The organism is Hymenobacter sp. CRA2 (assembly GCF_002007105.1).
In the GTDB taxonomy this organism is placed as follows: Bacteria; Bacteroidota; Bacteroidia; order Cytophagales; family Hymenobacteraceae; genus Solirubrum.
Window position 1 is genome coordinate 12,052 of record NZ_MVBC01000010.1, and the last position, 16,769, is coordinate 28,820.

The window sequence follows — 16,769 nt, forward strand, 5'->3', positions numbered from 1 at the left end:
TGCCCAAACATCGTCGTTCACTGCCCACGCAGGACCGTTGACAGCCTTTGCCCGGCAAGGCTCAGGGGCTGAGGCTAAGTTTGCATCGTCATTCCGCCTCGCTATGAAATACGCTGTACTCCCACTCCTTGCCGGCCTGGCTCTTGGTTCTACCGTGGCCCAGGCCCAGACGCCCGCCGGCTCGGTGGGCATCGGCACCAGCACGCCCAACGCCAAGGCGGCCCTCGACATCAGCGCCTCGGACAAGGGCCTGCTCATCCCGCGCCTGGACTCGGCGCAGCGCACGGGCATCAGCAGCCCACCCGATGGCTTGATGGTGTTTCAGACCGACGGGCGCAAGGGCTTCTGGTACGCCGTCGGCGGCCAGTGGCTCTACATTCCCGACAAAACCAAAGCCGGCGACAACCTCGGCAACCACGTGCTCAGCCAGAACCTGGTGCTCAACGGCCGCCGGCTGGTGGGCGGCACCGCCGCCGCGCCCGGTGCCAGCGGCTTGAGTATCGATGTCAACGGCTTGGTGCGCCTTACGCCCGCCATCCGCCCCGCCGGTAACTACAACAACGGGGCGGGCCTGCATATCTCCGATGCCGATGCCGGCTTCCTGATTCGCACCAGCATCGGGCTGGGCCCGACGGCACCGCCCGTCAGCGGCCAGGGCGACCGGGTGATGTGGTCGTCGTTTTACGCGGCCTTCCGGGCCGGCGGCGTCGACGGCACCCAGTGGGATGATGGCAATCTAGGCTTTTACACGGCCGCCTTCGGCTACAACAATCGCGCGGCGGGCAACTACAGCCTGGCCGGCGGGTACAACAATACCGTTCGGGGTAGCTACTCCATGGGCTTCGGCTCGAACAATTTTGTGGATCAAACCTCTTCGTCTTCCTTCGTGAGCGGCAACCTGTCCCGCGTGAAAGGCAGTTATAGCCTGGCCGTGGGCCTCAATGCCCTGGCGCGCGGCCGAGCCACCGTTGCTTTGGGCGAGCGGTGCACGGCCAATGCCGACTACGCCGTAGCGCTGGGCCGCTACGCCTCGGCAGCGGGCTATTCCGGCACGTTCACCATTGCCGATGCCTCCGTCAACGACTCGCTGCGTGCCACGGCCACCAATCAGTTTTCGGCGCGCTACCGCGGCGGCTACCGCCTCTTCACCAACACGGCCATGACCATCGGCGTGCAAGTCGCCGCCGGCGGCAACGCCTGGACCGTCGTTTCCGACTCCACCAAGAAGGAGCGGGTGGTCGTGGCCGATGGCAACCAGTTTCTGGAGCGCATCGACCGGATGCGGCTGGGCTCGTGGAACTACCGCGGGCAGGACCCCGGCACCATGCGCCACTACGGCCCCATGGCCCAGGACTTCTACCACGCCTTCGGCCGCGACGGCGTCGGCACCAGCGGCAACGACACGACCATCAACCAGGCCGACTTCGACGGGGTCAACCTCATTGCCATCCAGGCCCTGTACCGGCGCCTGCTGGCCCTGGAAGCCGAAAATGCCCAGCTGCGCCGGCAAGTGCAGCGGCCGGCCAGCCCGCCCACCGCCGCGCTGGAGCAGCGGCTGCGCCGCCTAGAAGCCTTGCTCGACGTACAGGCCAGTCGCTGAGCGGCTCTGGTACTGGCGCTGCCCAAAGCCGGCTCTTTCCCGAGCCGGCTTTTTTGTGTCGCGGCCCGATGTATTTTCACCCACATCATCATGTGAATCACCCTGTTCGGCGCTGCCCCTACTTTTGCTTATCCGCCCACCGCTGTTACCGCTGCTATGAAACTGCTGCTCCTGCTGGCCTGCCTGCTGCCCTTGCTGGCCGCGGCCCAGCCCCGCCTCGATTACCAGGTGTACTACGCCCCGCACCTGACCACGGAGGGCTTGCGGGTGCAGCTGAGCGTGCGCACGCCCAAGGCCGAAGACTCCACTTACTTTCACTTCGCCAACGAGGTGTGGGGCGAGCCGGACCTGCTGCGCTGCCTTACGGGCCTGACGGGCGCAGGCCCTGGCTACCGCTTCCGCGTGGTGCCCGACAGCAGCCGCATCGTGGTGTATCACCCGCACGGCCGCGAGGTGCGCTTTTCTTACCGCATCAGGCAGGACGCGGCCGACTACGCCCGCGACCAGTTCAACCGCCCGCGCGTGACGGACGCGTACTTCCACGTGCTGGGCGAGTCGCTGTTTGCGGTGCCCGAGTTCATCACCAAAGCGCCCACCGAGCCCACCCTGACGGCCACCATTCGCTGGGTGGGTTTCCCGGCGGGCTACGTGCTGCACAACACCTTTGCCTCGCAGCCCGCCGGGCAGCAAACCTTCCGCGGCAAGCTCTGGACGCAGTTTTACCGCTCGCTCTACGTGGGCGGCGACTACCGCCTGCAGCGCTTCACCTACCAGAACCGGCCGGTGTACCTGGCCGTGCGCGGGCAGTGGCAGCGCTACGACGAGGCGCAGGTGCTCAGCGCCCTGCAGCGCACCCTTACGGCCCAGCGCGACTTCTGGCACGACGCGGGCCCGGCCAGCTACACCGTGTTTTTGAGCCCCACCGTCACGCTCCGCGACAGCGCCTGGCGCGGGCAGAGCATGCGCGGCGAGAGCCTGTACCAGGGCTTCAAGCTGCAGTCGTCGAACAACCCGTTCAACAACTGGGAGCTGCTGCGCTACATGTTCAACCACGAAATGATGCACGACTGGATTGGCGGGCAGATCCGCGGGGCGCACGAGGAGCTGAACTACTGGTTTACGGAAGGCTTCACCGATTACTACGCCTACAAAAACCGCCTGCGCAGCGGCGACGTGACCCTGGAGCAATGGGTGCGTGACTTCAACGCCGACGTCATCCAGAAGCTCTACGCCAACGCCGAGCGCAACCAGCCCAACTACCTCATCAAGGACAACTTCTGGAAAAGCCGCAGCTTCGAAAAGCTGCCCTACCGCCGCGGGGCCGTGTTTGCCTTCTGGCTCGACAACCAAATCCTGAAACGCTCGAACTACACCCGCTCCCTTGACGACCTGATGCGCGAGCTGCGCCAGGCCTGCCTGCCGCCCGGCCAGCAGTTCACCGACGAGCGGTTTCTGACCCTGGCCAAAACCTACCTGCACGAGGATATCAGCTACCTGTTTCAGAAGCACATCCTCAGCGGCGCCGACCTGCCTTTGGCCAAAGCCGACCTAATCGAAGGCTTCGACGTGGATGCTGCCCAGCCCGTACCCACGCTGAAAATCATTGGCGCCCCGGCCACGCTGCGCGAGCGGTACCTGGGCCTGAAACCGGCGGCCAAGACCGTAGCCCAGCAGTAGCTGCCGCGGCCGCCAAACCCAAGCGGCTTCAATAACAGCCTGTTTTCGCCCGGCGCGCGAGCTAGATGGGCCCGGCCTCCCGCAGCGTTTTGCCTTATTGCTGATTCATTCCACCGCCTGGCACCCAACCAGGCAGAATTTTGCCTCGTTATCCACCACCAGATTCCAAACGAGCCACATGAAAGCCTTCATCCTGACCGAACCCACCGGCCCCGCCGGCCTGCAAGCCACCGAACTGCCTACTCCCACCCTCGCCGCCGGGCAGGTGCTGTTGCGCGTCAAGGCTATCAGCATCAATCCCGTCGACGTGAAAACCACGGAGGGCAAAGCCCTGTACGGCAGCCTCAACGAGCAAAGCCCGCTGATTCCGGGCTGGGACGTGGCCGGCGTCATCGAAGCCGTAGCGCCCGACGTGACCACCTTTCGGCCGGGCGACCAAGCCTTCGGCATGATCAACTTTCCCGGCCACGGTCAAGCCTACGCCGAGCTGGTAGCCGCCCCGGCCGCGCACCTCGTGCGCAAGGCGGCCAACATCAGCTTCGCGGAAGCCGCGGCCGCCACGCTGGCCCCGCTCACGGCCTGGCAGGGCCTAGTGACGCGCGCCCAGGTGCAGGCCGGGCAGCGCGTGCTGGTGCACGCCGCGGCCGGCGGTGTGGGCCACTACGCCGTGCAGCTGGCCAAGCACCTGGGCGCCCACGTCATCGGTACGGCCTCGGGCGGCAAGGTGGACTTTGTGCGCGGGCTCGGCGCCGATGAAGTAATCGACTACCAGCAGCAGCCTTTCGAGCAGGCCATAGCGCCCGTTGACGTGGTGCTCGACACAGTGGCCGGCGACACGCAGCTTCGCTCCCTGAATGTGCTCAAGCCCGGCGGCCAGCTCGTCAGCATCCTGGGCCTCACGCCCGACACGCCCGCCCGCGCCGCCGAACGCAACGTGACGGCCCAGGGCATGCTCGTCAACTCGAATGAGGCCGGCATGCAGCAAGTGGCCGACCTACTGGCCAGCGGCGCGCTTCGCTCCCACGTGTCGCTCACGGTGCCCTTCGCGGAGCTGCCCAAGGCGCTGGAGCAGGTGCAAACCGGCCACACCCAGGGCAAGGTGGTGGTGACGCTGTAGGCCGGCGCCGCAGCCCGCGCGGCAAGCTCGGCATTATCCTTTTGACGCTGCGGCCCGTTGGCTTGGGCAGGGCTGACCGCAGTCGGCAGCCTTGCTCACACCACAACCAAACCCCTCTACTATGGACCAGCCTATTTCGCGCCGCCAGCACGCCATTCCGGAATTTACCATGATTCCATCCATCGCCGCCGCCCCGGCCGCGTTTGGCTTTACCGACGACAAAACCGCGTCGACGTTATGCTACGTGCTCAGCGGCACGGCCCTGCTCTCTTCCCTGTTTACCCGCGCCGAGTGGGGCGCCGTGAAGGTTATCCCCTACAAAGCTCACCTGGCCATTGACGCAGTGAGCGGCCTGACGGCGTTGTCGGCCCCGTGGCTGTTCGGCTTCGCCAAGAACAAGCGCGCCCGCAATGCCTTCCTCATCATGGGCGCCATTGCCGGTATAGTCACGGCCCTGTCGCGCCCGGAGGAAATGCCCGAATACGAGACGGAAGGTTCCGGCGACGAATAAGCGCCTAGTCGTTTCGCCAAACGAAAGAGCCCCGGCTTCACTTACGCTGTGAAGCCGGGGCTCTTTCGTGTGACAGGGCGTATTAGAACGTTATGCGGAGCGTATAGTGGCATCTAGCGGGCGTCGTTGAGCGACAACGTCAGCCGCCCGTCATGTCGAGCGTAGCCGAGGCATCTCGCGTGCTGATGATGGATAGTAACCGCATCGTGCAACGAGAAGAATAGTCCCCGAGCGAGATGTCTCGACAAGCTCGACATGACGGGCTTTTGCAAGTCGGGCAACATCAGCATACGTAGATCAGCTTACGCCTGCCGGTCGCCGCCGGTGAACTGCAGCATCCAGCCGGGGTACTCGGGCGCGAGCTGGCTGACCTCGTCGAGCTGCTGCAGCTCCTCGGGCGAGAACTGCACGTCCACGGCTTTGAGGTTGTCTTCGAGCTGTTCCATCTTGTTGGCGCCGATGATGACGCTGGTTACCACCGGCTGGTGCAGCAGCCAGGCCAGGGCCAGCTGGGCCACCGTGGCGCCCTTGGCTTCGGCCATGGGGCGCAGCCGGTCGATGATGTCGAAGGCGCGGTCCTTGTCGACGGGCGGGAAGTCGAAGCGGCCGCGGCGGCCTTCTTCCTGCTGGTTTTCGCGGGTGTACTTGCCGCTGAGCAGGCCACCGGCCAGGGGGCTCCACACCAGCAGGCCGAGTTTCTGATCCTGCAGCAAGGGCACCAGCTCGCGCTCCAGGTCGCGGCCGGCCACGGTGTAATAAGCCTGCAAGGACTCGAAGCGCGCTTTTTGTTGGTACTGTGAGTAGGCCAGGGCCTTCATCAGCTGCCAAGCCGCCACGTTGCTGGCCCCGATGTAGCGCACCTTGCCGCTGCGCACCAGGTCGTCGAGGGCGCGCAGAGTTTCTTCCAGCGGCGTGAGCGGGTCGTAGCTGTGAATCTGGTAGAGGTCGATGTAATCGGTACCGAGGCGGCGCAGGCTGGCCTCGGCCTGCTGCATGATGTGCTTGCGGGTGAGGCCTACCTCATTGGGGCCCTCGCCCATTTTGCCACGCACTTTGGTGGCCACCACGAGGTCGTCGCGCTGTAGGCCGAGGTTACGGATGGCCTGCCCGGTCATTTCCTCCGACACGCCCTCGGAGTACACGTTGGCCGTATCGAGGAAGTTGATGCCGGCGTCGACGGAGCGCTTCACCAGCGCATCGACGGCGGGCTGATCCAACTCGCCGATGGTTTTGGCCCAGCCGCGGCCACCAAAGGTCATGGTGCCGAGGCACAGCTCGGATACTTTCAGGCCGGTGTTGCCCAGGAGGTGATACTTCATGCGAAAAGGTGAATTGGTTGTAGGGAGTTGAGCTGTTGCGTCGGAACGACGTGCTATCCGCAACCTACCGGCCGCGGAATGGTTGGTGGGCCTTTCCCCTCCGGGGCCATGCTATCTGCTAAGGCCGCGCCGCGCCATCAGCTTTCGGCCCGACAGCGCCTACTGCTTGCGGGCTTTACGCTGCTTGTTCTCGGCTTTGATGCGCGGCTTCACGCCGTCGTCCACGCCCCGGCCAGTGGCTACGGGCTGATACAGGGAGCTAGTAGTAACGGGCGCGGGCGGGGCCGTTTTGATCTGGTAGCGGTGCACGATATTGGCCGAAATCCGGTCCGTCAGGTGCGGCAGAATCTGGTGCGAGAACGAGGCGCCGCGGGCCTTCCAGCCCACCGGCAGCTCCTGCCGCGGCCGCACCGAGGAGCGCACCATAGCGTTAACGACTTTGCTGGGCGGGTCCATGGCGGCCATGCGCGGGGTGCCGCCGCTGTAGTTGGCCGCGTGGCCCCAGAAGGGCGTGTCCACGGCCCAGGGCTCGATGGTCACCACCTTGATGTTCTTGTTGCCTTGCAGGCGCAGCTCGTGGTACAGGGCGCGGTCGAAGTTGCGGATGGCGCCTTTGGTGGCGGCGTATACGGCGTGGTAGGCCAGCGGCACCTTGCTTTCCACCGAGCCCAGGTTTATGAGCGTGCCCTGGCCTTGTTGCCGGAAGATCTTGACGGCCGCGTGACTGCCGTAGATGATGCCCTTGAGGTTGACGTCAACCATGCGGGAATAGTCGGCTATGGGCAGGTCCCAGAACCGCCCGATGCCGCCCACGCCCACGTCGTTGACCCACACGTCGACGCGGCCGAACTGCTTCAGGGCCGCATCGGCCAGGGCCTGCACCTGCTCGGGCTGGCTGATGTCGGTGGTGACGACCAGGGCCTGCCCGCCGCCGGCGCGCACTTTGGCGGCTACTTCCTCCAGCACTTCGGTGCGGCGGGCGGCCAGCACCACGTTGGCTTTCATGGCCCCGAGCTGTTCGGCCATGCCGCGCCCAAAGCCGCTGGAGGCCCCAATGATGACGTAGGTTTTACCCTGTACTTTCTTCTGCACGGCCGCGCCAGGCCGGGACGTGGCGCAGGCGCTCAGCAGCCCGACAAGCAGCAGCAGCGCGCTTAGGTGCTGTAGGGAGCGGCGGTAACGACTAAGAGGATTGGCGGGGACAGCAACAATCGGCGGTGAAGCGACAAGGTGGTTCATGGAAGACAGGTTTGCAGTAAAAGCTCCTGTCCCTACGGCCCGCGCCCAACCGTTGATATAGCCCAGCTTGCTAAAAACGGGCATTTTTGCGGGCCACTACCTTCCCATATGCCGCATTCTGGCGTCCCACTGCTGCCCGGCCGGGCAGCGTTATTTCCTGGCGCGCCGCACCGTTGGGTGGCTTTGCAGGTCGAGGGGCTGAGCAAAGGCCACGCCGCGCAGCACCGCGTCGCTCTGCCGCTGCTGGGCCAGGCGGTTGGCATCGGGCAGGGCCGTTTGCTGGCTGAGTACTTTGCCGCGGCCGTCGAGCACCTGCAGCGTGAGCTGCTGCGCGGTGACAGTGGCCTTGAGCGTGGCGCCCGCGCCTACCGGCAGGCGGGTAGCGGCGAAGGGAAATACATCCATGACCACGTCGGTGGCCACCTCGTGCAGAGTGTAGGTATGGATGCTGGTAGGCCCGGCTTGGTAACGGGCCTGCACCCAGCCACGGCCCACGGCAAAGCGGTAGTCCAGGTCGCGTAGGGCGGCGGGCAGGCGCGGGGCCAGGGTCAGCTGGTGGTTGATGAGGTCGGGCCGGATGCCGAGGAAATGCTGGTACCAGGCGCGCAGCTGTTCGGCATTGGACCAGGCCTGCAGGTAGGTGCCGGTGAGGCGCGGCCACGCCTCGCCGGGGTGCGGGTAGGCATCCATGTTTTCGCTCAGGCCGCCCACCACGCCGCGCGTCAGAGCCTGCCGGTTCATGTTGGCAAATAGCTGCCAGGCCGTTTCCACCTGCCCGGCCTCGATCATGCGCTGCATGGCCATGCCATTGTTCCACAGCCACACGGCGCCGCGGTGGTAGGCGGCATCCTTGTGGTAATACTCGGGCGCGAAGTGGAAGGGGTGAAACTGCGCATCCTGCCGGTTCAGCGAGGCCACGCCCCACGGATATACCAGTTCTTCCCAGCACTTGCGCGTGACCTGCCAGCGAAACGCCGGGTCGTCGACCATATCCAGGGCGTAGAGCTGGTTGGGGCGCAACGTGAAGTCGGCGCGGCCCTGCTTATCGAGGCGGTCGGCGAGATAGGGGTGCCGGGCGTCGCGGTAGTCGCGGGCGAAGTGCTGCTTTACCTGCGCGGCCAGCTGCGCCCACTTGGCCTGGCTGGCCGTGTCGTGCATGTAGGTGGCGAAGTAGGCGCCGGCCCGTAGCTGCTGGTACCACAGCGCCTGAATGTCGTTGGCGCGGGTGCCGCGGGGCGTGAAGGCCACCAGGTGCTGGTCGCGCGCGTCCATCCAGGTTTCGTTGTCTTCGTGCAGCAGGTAGCCCCGCTCGTCGGTCCAGTACTGCAGCGCCCCCTCGATGCTGGCCTGCACGCTGGGGTACAGCTGCCGGATCAGGGCCGTGTCGCCAGTATACTGCACGTAGTCCTGCAGCCCGATGACGAAGCGCGGCGTGCCGTCGGTGGTGTGGTAATCGATGTTGCTCGGGTTGACGATGTTGGGCACCCGGCCGTAGTAGCGCGAACTTTTGTCGCGCTGCTGATACTGCGCAAACGCAAGCAGAATCTTGCGGGCCGTATCGAACTGGCCCGTCACCAGCACGGCACCCGGCAGCGCGATGAACTCGTCGCGGCCCCAGTACTCGTTGAACCACGGCAGCCCGGCGTAGATGCCCTCGCCCTGCTGGCGCGTGACGAGCTGGTCCATGGTGGCGTTGAGCCAGCGCAGGGCCAGCGTCAGGGAGTCGTCGCTGCTGCGCAGGTAGGTGTTGGTGCCCAGGTACTGCGCCATGCGCTGCTGGCGCGCCTGCTTAAGCTTTTCACCGTCGCGCTGGGCTTCCTGAATAAGCGCGTTGACCTCGGCTTCGTCCTTGCCCACGGCGACGTAAAAGCCGTCGGCGGTGGTTTCGGCCCGCTGCTCGCGCACGGCCAGACTCGCACCGGCCTGCTTCGGCGCCACCCCGATCAGGAAGCCGCCCTCCCGCGCCGAGTACAAGGCCACATGCTGCGGCTGGCGCAGGAAGCGCACGTTGTCGCCCTTGAGCCGAATACCGACGGTGCCGGTGGCGCCGCGCAGGCTTACGTCCAGCACGTTGCGCTCATCCAATAGCCACAGCTCCTCCGTCGGGCCAGCGGCGTGCCGGCGCACCAGCTTGTGTGGGTACACCGTGGCCTCGGCCGTGCGGTTATCGAGCAGCTGGCTGCCCGCAAACAGCTCGTAGCCGCCGAACACGCGGTTTTTGGCCACGTTCAGCCCCTCGAACCAGGCCCACTCTGGGTGGTTGGTGTCGTGCGTCTGCGTGAAATAGTACGCCGCGACTTTGTTGGTGAAGGAGGCGGGACGGTTGGCGGCGCGCGGCACGGCTATCCGCATCGTCTCCAGCACGTCGGCATTGGCCTGGCCCAAGTCCAACGCCGCCGATTTCATGAAGCCGATGATGCCCCACTTGGAGGCCGCGTAGCTGCTGCCGTGGCGGAAGCCCTTTTTGCCCTGCCCCGAGGCCGTCAGAATGATGCTGCCTTGCTTGCGCTCCGCCATCATCGGCGCGAAAGCCCGCACGGTGTTGGCCGTGCCGGTCAGGTTCACATCGATGGCGTCGTGCCACTGCGCGTCGGTCATTTCCAGCAGGGGCGCAAAAATCTGGATGCCGGCGTTGGCCACCAGAATATCCACCGGGCCCAGCTCGCGCCCGGCCTGCTCGGCGGCGCGGCGCAGCGCGCTCAGGTCGCGGATGTCGGCCGTGACGGCGATGAAGCGGCCGCCTTCTTCCTCCACCAGCCGCTGGGTTTCGGCCAGGTCGGCGGGCGTGGCGGCCGGGTATTGGGTTTCGTCGCTGGCCGCGGCGGCAATGTCGATGCCCATGACGGCGGCGCCTTCGCGGGCGTAGGCCACGGCAATGGCGCGGCCAATACCGCGGGCGGCGCCGGTTACCACGGCGGTTTTTCCTTGGAGTCGTTGCATAGCTACCGGTGTACGAGGCGCCGCAGCCTTCGGGATGCGCCTTGGCGTCGGGGCATCCTTCATTGCCGGGATTTGCCGGGTGAACTGGCTGACTCTCCGGCCAAACATTGCTTCAACGAAAGCAAAACCAGTAGATTAGCCACTCGGCGGCCTACCACAGTTTATCACCCGTTATTTTCCGTTAGCCCGATATGCCTTCCAAACAACGCGCCTGGTGGCTGCTCGGCTTAGTGGCCGCCTGCCTGCTACTGGCCAATGCGCTGCCCGCCTGGCAAAAGCTCTGGTTTGTGACCGAAACCGGCCGCATTAGCTCCAGCAACACCCTCACCGCCCTGCTGCTGATGGGCTTGTACCTACGCTGGCACCCGGCCCGGGCTCTGCTTATTATCCTGACTGGACTTAGCCTCCTGGTTACCGTTTTTGCCCTGAGCTACCCGCATCCCGGCCACATGCTGGGCTACGCCATCACCGCACCGCTGCACCTGGTGGCCCTGGCCGTTCTGCTATTCTCCACCGACATCAGGCACTACCTGGCCGGCAGGCAGCGCTCGGCTCAGTCTTAGCTTATTTGCCGCGGTCCTTGCCGCAGCTTTCCCGCACAAAGATGCTTGCCCGGGCGCGGTGTGGATTGCGCCCCAAGGTGTACGCTTTGTTTTCCTGCGGTGGCGGTGCACTTGTTCTTCTGGTCGTCGGCAGGATGTTTGCCTTACAACCTATTGCTTATCCTGCTGATCTTTGTTCCGGGCCGCCTGGGCAAGGCCGCTCGTCTTTTCAGGCTATTTCTTATCCATGTTCACTCGTCGCCTCATCTGGCCGCTAGCTCTGCTTAGCCTGTTTTCTACGGCCTGCGCCCGTCAGCAATTCGCGGCGCGCACCGTGCAGGCCGCTCCCCTGACTGCACACCGCAGCGTTGCCATCCTGCCCTTCGACGTAGCGCTGGACCGCCTGCGGCTGCGCGACCTGGGCTACCTGGGCACCGATCCTTCGGCCGAAGCCACCCGGCAGGCGCAGGACCAGTGGACTGCCCAGCACGAAGAGGAGCGCCGCACTACCGCCTACGCGCTGCAAAACCTGCTTCACCAGCAGTTGCTGGCCCAGCAGCCCGCCCGCGGCTATACCGTCGACTTCCTCAGCGCCGATGAAACCAACCGCCGGCTGCGGGCCGCCGGCATCAGCTACGAAAACCTGCTGGACCAGTCCATGCCCGCCCTGCAACAAGCCCTGGGCGTGGATGCCGTTCTGTTTGGCCGCGCCGAGCTGCACCAGCCCCTGCCGAAGGGCGTGGAGCTGGCCACCCGCCTGCTCTTCAACGAGCCGCTGATCAACACGGCAGGCGCCGTGGACGGGGCCACCGCCACCCTGGCCCTGCGCGACGCCCGTAGCGGCGAGCTGGCCTGGAGCTTCAGCTACGAGCGAGGCGGTACCAATGCCCTGCAACCAGCGCGGCTTACCCGGCACTTGGTAAAGGCCGCGGCCCCGGCTCTACCCTACCGTCGTCCGTAAGCACCCTGCTAATGCCCAAGGCCCGGGCGCGGCTGCTGAATCAGCAGTTGCGCCCGGGCCTTTCAGCTGCCGGAAATCAAGCAGGTGCTACTTCTGCAGCTCCAGCACCACGGCGGTTTTGGCCGGCAGCTGCAGGGTATTCAGGTCGGCCAGGGTTTCGCCGGTCAGCACGTTGCGCGCCTTGGTGAAGCTGCTCATGCGCTCCGCGAAGCGGGCCGTGGGCAGCGCGGCGGCCTTATCGGTGGCGTTGGTGGCCACCATCACCGTGCCCGCGTTGTCGTAGCGGAAGTACACGTAGAGGCCGTTTTCGGGCAGGTACTGCATCAGCTTGCCGGCGTGTAGCGTGGGGTGCGTGCGGCGGTACTGAGCCAGGGTGCGCACGAAGTTGAAGGCGTCGTTTTCGGGGGCGGTGCGGCCGGCGGCGCTGAACTTGTTGTCCTTGTCGCCGGGGAAGCCGCCGGGAAAGTCGCGGCGCACCTCCGCGTCGGAGGGGTCCTTGAAGTTCTTCATCAGAATCTCCGTGCCGTAGTACATCGACGGAATGCCGCGGGTGGTGAGCAACCAGGTCAGGCCTATCCGGTAGCGCCCCATATCCTCCCCGATTTCGGAGAGGAAGCGGTTGTGGTCGTGGTTGTCGAGGAAGGTGACGAGCTTCGTCGGGTCCTCATACAGGGCATCCTGCGCCAGCGCCTGGTACGGGCGCTGCACGCTGCCGTCCCAGCCGGTGGCGCCGGCCGTGCCCACTTCCTTCAGGCCCGCTATCATAGCGCCTTCCAGCACGAAATCCAGCCCGCCGGGCTGGTTGGACCTGAAGGGGAAGTTGACCTTGTTGCGCACGAAGTACGCCTGCTCGATGGCGTTGCTGACCGCCGATTCGCCGAAGATGTGAATCTTGGGGTACTCGGTCAGCAGCGCGGCGTTGCAGCGGTTCATGAAGGGCAGGTCGTTGTACATGTAGGTGTCGATGCGCCAGGCATCCACCCCGAACATTTCCACCGTCCACAGCGCGTGCTGAATCAGGAAGTTGGCCACGTAGGGGTTCTGCTGGTTCAAATCGGGCAGGAAGGGCACGAACCAGCCGTCCTGGGTTACCCGGCGGTCAATCTGCGCCGCGTGCGGGTCGATGATGGGCTGCTGCCGGTAAGAGGTATTGGTGTAGCTGGGCCACTGGTGCAGCCAGCTTTTCATCGGCAGGTCCTTCACCGTCCAGTGGTTGATGCCCACGTGGTTGTACACCGCATCCTGCACCACTTTCAGCCCCTGCGCGTGGGCCTTTTCCACGAAGGCCTTGTAGGCCGCGTTGCCGCCCAGGCGTCGGTCCACGTTGTAGTGGTCGGTAAAGCCGTAGCCGTGGTAGGCCGAGCGCATGTTGCCGCCTTCGTTGGTGAGCGGCTGGTCGTTTTCGATGACGGGCGTAAACCAGACGGCCGTCACGCCCAGGTCCTTCAGGTAATCGAGGTGCTGGGCCGCGCCCTGCAGGTCGCCCCCGTGCCGGTAGAAGGGGTTGGCGCGGTCGGCGTTGGGGTCGGCCATGTCAGCGAACTTGTCGTTCGTCGGGTCGCCGTTGACGAACCGGTCGGGCATGGCCAGGTAGATAAAGTCGGCCTGCGTGACGCCCTGGCCTTTCGGAGCGTTGTCGCGGGCTTTTAGCTCCCACGTGCGCGTCACGGTCTGAGCGCCTTTCTTGCCCACCAGCTGCACCTTGCCGGGCTTGGCCGTGGGCGCAATGCCCAGGTCGAGAAAGGCGTAGTTGGCATTTTCGACGGTGTGCGCCTTTACCAGCTTCACGCCGGGGTAGTTGACGGAGTACGTCAGGGTGCCGGCCTGCGGGCCGTACACCAGCAGCTGCACGTCGTGGTACTTCATGCCCACCCACCAGTTGGTGGGGTTCACCCGCTGAATGGCAGGTGCTTGGGCCGCTGCTAGCACGGGCAGCAATAGCCACACGAGCAAAGCCGTGCAGCCGCGGAATCGAGTCAGAAACGCGTGGGACATGAGAATGGGGCTGGGGAATGCAGGAACCTCAACGGGAGTACGGGCAAGTTAGAACGATTCCGGAGGAATAAGTTGCGCGGTTTCTTTACCGTGGCGCATACGTGGTTGCGTGCGTTCGACTTGAGCCTGATTTGAATGACGCCAGTGCTTACCTTGTTCCCATCATCCGTGTTTACCTTACCCTCCTGCCGATGCGCCCTGCCTTATTCTTCGTTGGCTGGCTGAGCCTGCTGCTAACCGGCTCGTCGGTATGGGCCCAGCCGGCCGCCGACACCGCCACCACGGCGCACCAGCGGGGCTTTATTGCCGCGGCCCGCGCCGCGGGGTTCTCCTCCATGCCCCGCATCAACTTCTTCTACGAGTACCGCGCCGACATTACCCAGGTGGAGCAGCTGCGCCGCGCTGGCCTCGACTTGCGTGCCATGGAAAAGACCCTCCAGATTGACGGCCCCGAGCCCTACCAAGCCGGCGTGCTTTACACCGACGCCGTGGTGCTCGGCACCGTCGTCAGCGCGCAGCCCGACGCGCGGCGCGAGGTGTGTTACCATTCCGGCTTTCGGGTGCGGGTGGAAGAAACCTGGCAGGGCCCGCCGCGTCCGGCTGATACCATCATGGTACGCCAGGCGTCGGGGCCGATGGGCGAGAGCCGCGTTATCGTCGGGCAAGAGGAGCTGCTGCAAGTGGGCCAGCGCGTGATTCTGTACCTGCACCTCATCGACGGCCCGGCTCTGCGCCGTGCCCAAGCAGCGGGAATGTGGCCCTATACCACCAACTTCGCTCCCGACGACTACCGGGTGCTGAGCGCCTACCCCGTGGCCGACGGCTACGCCCGGATGCACTACGACAGCCCCCTGCCCTACCACGAAGCACGCCGCCAGATCCAGCGCCTGATTGCCATCCTCGACAAGGACCATTTCTATCAAAAGGACTTTGGCGCCGCGGCCCGTCGTCGGTAAGCTGGTCAATGGCTGGCTCTGAGTGGCACCGGATGCCCGAAAGCTCAGCCGAACTTTCGTTCTTTGGCCCGCAGCCCTTTGCCTGCCTTCCAGCCATGACCAACCGCAGAAAGTTTCTCCAATCGTCGGCCGCCGGGCTGGCCGCGCTGGCGGCCGGCCACGTAGGCGCCGTGGCCGCCACTCTTCCAGCTGCGGCGCCCGCCGCCAAGCCCCTGGTCATTTCTACCTGGGACGCCGGCTTGGCCGCCAACCTCGGCGCCTGGAAACTCCTAAGTCAGGGCGGCCGCGCCCTCGACGCGGTGGAGGCCGGTGTGATGGTAACCGAAGCCTCGCAGAACTGCTGCGTGGGCCTGGGCGGCAACCCCGACCGCGACGGCATCGTCACGCTCGACGCCTGCATCATGGACCACCAGTTCAACTGCGGCGCCGTGGCCGCGCTGGAACGCGTCAAGCACCCCATCCAGGTGGCGCGCCGCGTGATGGAGCGCACCCCGCACGTAATGCTGGTGGGCGAAGGCGCCCAGCAGTTTGCCGTGGCGCAGGGCTTTGCGCTGGAGCCCCAGCGCCTCAGCGCCGACGCCACCAAGGCTTATCGGGAATGGCTCAAAACCAGCCAGTACAAGCCCGTGGTCAACATCGAAAACAGCGGCAACCGGAAAGTAGGCCCGGTGGGCGGCCCGAACAACCACGACACCATTGCCATGCTGGCCCAGGACGCGCAGGGCAACCTCAGCGGCAGCTGCACCACCAGCGGCATGGGCTTCAAGATGCGCGGCCGCGTGGGCGACTCCCCCATCATCGGCTCGGGCCTGTACGTGGATAACGAGGTGGGCGCGGCCGCGGCCACCGGGCAGGGCGAAGACGTGGTGCGCATGGCCGGGGCCCACACCGTGGTGGAGCTGATGCGCCAGGGCCTGACGCCCACGGCCGCCTGCCGCGCCGCCGTGGAGCGCATTGCCCGAATCAAAGGCGACAAGGCCCGCGACATTCAGGTGTGCTTCATTGCGGTGAACCGCCAGGGCCAGCACGGAGCTTTTGCTCTGCAGAAAGGCTTTAGCTACGCCGTCTGCAACGCCGAAACCCAACAGCTGCTGCTGCCCAGCGACTACCTGCTGCGGTGAGCCCGACGCTGGAAATCTGCGCCAACTCGCTGGCCTCGGCCTGCGCGGCACAGGCCGGTGGGGCGCACCGCATCGAGCTGTGCCAGAACCTGGAGCAGGGCGGCATCACGCCGTCCTACGGGCTGATCCGGCAGGTGCTGCGCGAGGTGTCGCTGCCCGTCTTCGTGCTCATCCGGCCCCGGCCCGGCGACTTTGTGTACAGCCCCGCCGAGCTGGCCATCATGCAGGCCGACATCGAGCTGTGCCGTGAGCTGGGCTGCGCCGGGGTGGTGCTGGGCGTGCTCGACGACGCCGGCCAGGTACATGAAGCCGCCTGCCGCGCCCTTATCACCGCGGCCCGGCCCCTGCAAGTCACGTTTCACCGCGCCTTCGACGACTGCCCCAACCCGACGCGGGCTCTGGAAGCCGTCATCGATCTGGGCTGCGAGCGGGTGCTGACCTCGGGCGGGGCCGCTACGGCCGAGGAGGGCCAGGCGCGGCTGGCGGCCCTGGTGCGGCTGGCCGCCGGGCGCATCAGCGTGATGCCCGGCGCGGGTATCTCGGCGGCCAACGCGGCGGCCCTTGCCGCGCATACCGGCGCCACCGAGCTGCACGCCAGCGCCAAGCGTCCCGTAGCGGCGCCGCGCCCGGTCAGCGCGTTTCAGGTCGGGCAACTGGAAACCGACGCGGCGTTGGTGGCGTCGATAGTGCAGCAGCTGACCCGGCTGCGGCATCAGTAGCGCTGCGCATTGCCTCCCAAAATACAGCGCCGCCGTACGGTGCCCAGCAGGTTCGCTCCCGAAACTGTGGGC

At 65.7% G+C, this 16,769-nt stretch carries 13 protein-coding genes; 9 read left to right on the top strand and 4 right to left on the bottom strand.

All coding sequences use genetic code 11. The features are described from left to right. The first annotated feature begins 103 nt into the window (after positions 1–103). From B0919_RS15900 to B0919_RS15915, 4 genes are all read left to right on the top strand, one after another. Positions 104–1,600: a tail fiber domain-containing protein gene (locus B0919_RS15900; protein WP_139362175.1), complete on the top strand. Its 1,497-nt coding sequence runs from the start codon at positions 104–106 to the stop codon at positions 1,598–1,600. A gap of 156 nt (positions 1,601–1,756) precedes the next feature. After that, positions 1,757–3,277, top strand: coding sequence for a peptidase (locus B0919_RS15905; protein ID WP_139362176.1), 1,521 nt, complete (start codon positions 1,757–1,759; stop codon positions 3,275–3,277). 178 nt (positions 3,278–3,455) lie between these two features. Continuing rightward, positions 3,456–4,394 (top strand): NADP-dependent oxidoreductase, encoded by a 939-nt coding sequence (locus tag B0919_RS15910; protein WP_078013271.1) that lies wholly within the window; start codon positions 3,456–3,458, stop codon positions 4,392–4,394. 121 nt (positions 4,395–4,515) lie between these two features. Next, on the top strand, positions 4,516–4,905 hold the full coding sequence (locus B0919_RS15915) for a hypothetical protein (protein WP_078013272.1): 390 nt from the start codon (positions 4,516–4,518) through the stop codon (positions 4,903–4,905). Positions 4,906–5,207: 302 nt separating this feature from the next. Here B0919_RS15915 and B0919_RS15920 read toward each other — a convergent pair whose 3' ends face one another. The 3 genes from B0919_RS15920 to B0919_RS15930 all read right to left on the bottom strand — a co-directional run bounded on the left by B0919_RS15920 (position 5,208) and on the right by B0919_RS15930 (position 10,403). Next, the gene (locus tag B0919_RS15920; protein ID WP_078013273.1) at positions 5,208–6,224 is read right to left on the bottom strand and encodes an aldo/keto reductase; all 1,017 of its coding nucleotides are present in this window, start codon (positions 6,222–6,224) and stop codon (positions 5,208–5,210) included. Between the two features lie 159 nt (positions 6,225–6,383). Then, the gene (locus B0919_RS15925; protein ID WP_078013274.1) at positions 6,384–7,463 is read right to left on the bottom strand and encodes an SDR family NAD(P)-dependent oxidoreductase; all 1,080 of its coding nucleotides are present in this window, start codon (positions 7,461–7,463) and stop codon (positions 6,384–6,386) included. Positions 7,464–7,613: 150 nt separating this feature from the next. Continuing rightward, complete coding sequence (locus B0919_RS15930) at positions 7,614–10,403, bottom strand: SDR family NAD(P)-dependent oxidoreductase (RefSeq protein ID WP_078013275.1); 2,790 nt, start codon at positions 10,401–10,403, stop codon at positions 7,614–7,616. Between the two features lie 191 nt (positions 10,404–10,594). Between B0919_RS15930 and B0919_RS15935 the strand changes: the two genes are divergently transcribed. After that, positions 10,595–10,966 carry a hypothetical protein gene (locus tag B0919_RS15935; protein WP_078013276.1) on the top strand — a complete coding sequence of 124 codons (372 nt, stop codon included), beginning with the start codon at positions 10,595–10,597 and terminating at the stop codon, positions 10,964–10,966. A 226-nt stretch (positions 10,967–11,192) separates the two neighbouring features. Beyond that, positions 11,193–11,906: a hypothetical protein gene (locus B0919_RS15940; protein WP_078013277.1), complete on the top strand. Its 714-nt coding sequence runs from the start codon at positions 11,193–11,195 to the stop codon at positions 11,904–11,906. 87 nt (positions 11,907–11,993) lie between these two features. On the opposite strand, the gene B0919_RS15945 is transcribed toward B0919_RS15940, so the two are convergent. Further along, positions 11,994–13,901 carry an alpha-amylase family glycosyl hydrolase gene (locus tag B0919_RS15945; protein ID WP_078013278.1) on the bottom strand — a complete coding sequence of 636 codons (1,908 nt, stop codon included), beginning with the start codon at positions 13,899–13,901 and terminating at the stop codon, positions 11,994–11,996. Positions 13,902–14,092: 191 nt separating this feature from the next. Here B0919_RS15945 and B0919_RS15950 point away from each other — a divergent pair, with 191 nt between their 5' ends. From B0919_RS15950 to B0919_RS15960, 3 genes are all read left to right on the top strand, one after another. Further along, positions 14,093–14,857 (top strand): hypothetical protein, encoded by a 765-nt coding sequence (locus tag B0919_RS15950; RefSeq protein WP_078013279.1) that lies wholly within the window; start codon positions 14,093–14,095, stop codon positions 14,855–14,857. Positions 14,858–14,952: 95 nt separating this feature from the next. Continuing rightward, on the top strand, positions 14,953–15,978 hold the full coding sequence (locus B0919_RS15955; protein ID WP_078013280.1) for a N(4)-(beta-N-acetylglucosaminyl)-L-asparaginase: 1,026 nt from the start codon (positions 14,953–14,955) through the stop codon (positions 15,976–15,978). After that, positions 15,975–16,697, top strand: coding sequence for a copper homeostasis protein CutC (locus B0919_RS15960; RefSeq protein ID WP_078013281.1), 723 nt, complete (start codon positions 15,975–15,977; stop codon positions 16,695–16,697). Before B0919_RS15955 ends, B0919_RS15960 begins: the two co-directional genes overlap by 4 nt. The last annotated feature ends 72 nt before the right edge of the window (positions 16,698–16,769 follow it).

Coding starts and splice junctions, on each gene's coding strand:
- B0919_RS15905 (WP_139362176.1), top strand. CDS start 1,757: ATGAAACTGCTGCTCCTGCTGGCCTGCCTGCTGCCCTTGCTGGCCGCG.
- B0919_RS15955 (WP_078013280.1), top strand. CDS start 14,953: ATGACCAACCGCAGAAAGTTTCTCCAATCGTCGGCCGCCGGGCTGGCC.
- B0919_RS15920 (WP_078013273.1), bottom strand. CDS start 6,224: ATGAAGTATCACCTCCTGGGCAACACCGGCCTGAAAGTATCCGAGCTG.
- B0919_RS15940 (WP_078013277.1), top strand. CDS start 11,193: ATGTTCACTCGTCGCCTCATCTGGCCGCTAGCTCTGCTTAGCCTGTTT.
- B0919_RS15935 (WP_078013276.1), top strand. CDS start 10,595: ATGCCTTCCAAACAACGCGCCTGGTGGCTGCTCGGCTTAGTGGCCGCC.
- B0919_RS15925 (WP_078013274.1), bottom strand. CDS start 7,463: ATGAACCACCTTGTCGCTTCACCGCCGATTGTTGCTGTCCCCGCCAAT.
- B0919_RS15910 (WP_078013271.1), top strand. CDS start 3,456: ATGAAAGCCTTCATCCTGACCGAACCCACCGGCCCCGCCGGCCTGCAA.
- B0919_RS15915 (WP_078013272.1), top strand. CDS start 4,516: ATGGACCAGCCTATTTCGCGCCGCCAGCACGCCATTCCGGAATTTACC.
- B0919_RS15945 (WP_078013278.1), bottom strand. CDS start 13,901: ATGTCCCACGCGTTTCTGACTCGATTCCGCGGCTGCACGGCTTTGCTC.
- B0919_RS15930 (WP_078013275.1), bottom strand. CDS start 10,403: ATGCAACGACTCCAAGGAAAAACCGCCGTGGTAACCGGCGCCGCCCGC.
- B0919_RS15900 (WP_139362175.1), top strand. CDS start 104: ATGAAATACGCTGTACTCCCACTCCTTGCCGGCCTGGCTCTTGGTTCT.
- B0919_RS15950 (WP_078013279.1), top strand. CDS start 14,093: ATGCGCCCTGCCTTATTCTTCGTTGGCTGGCTGAGCCTGCTGCTAACC.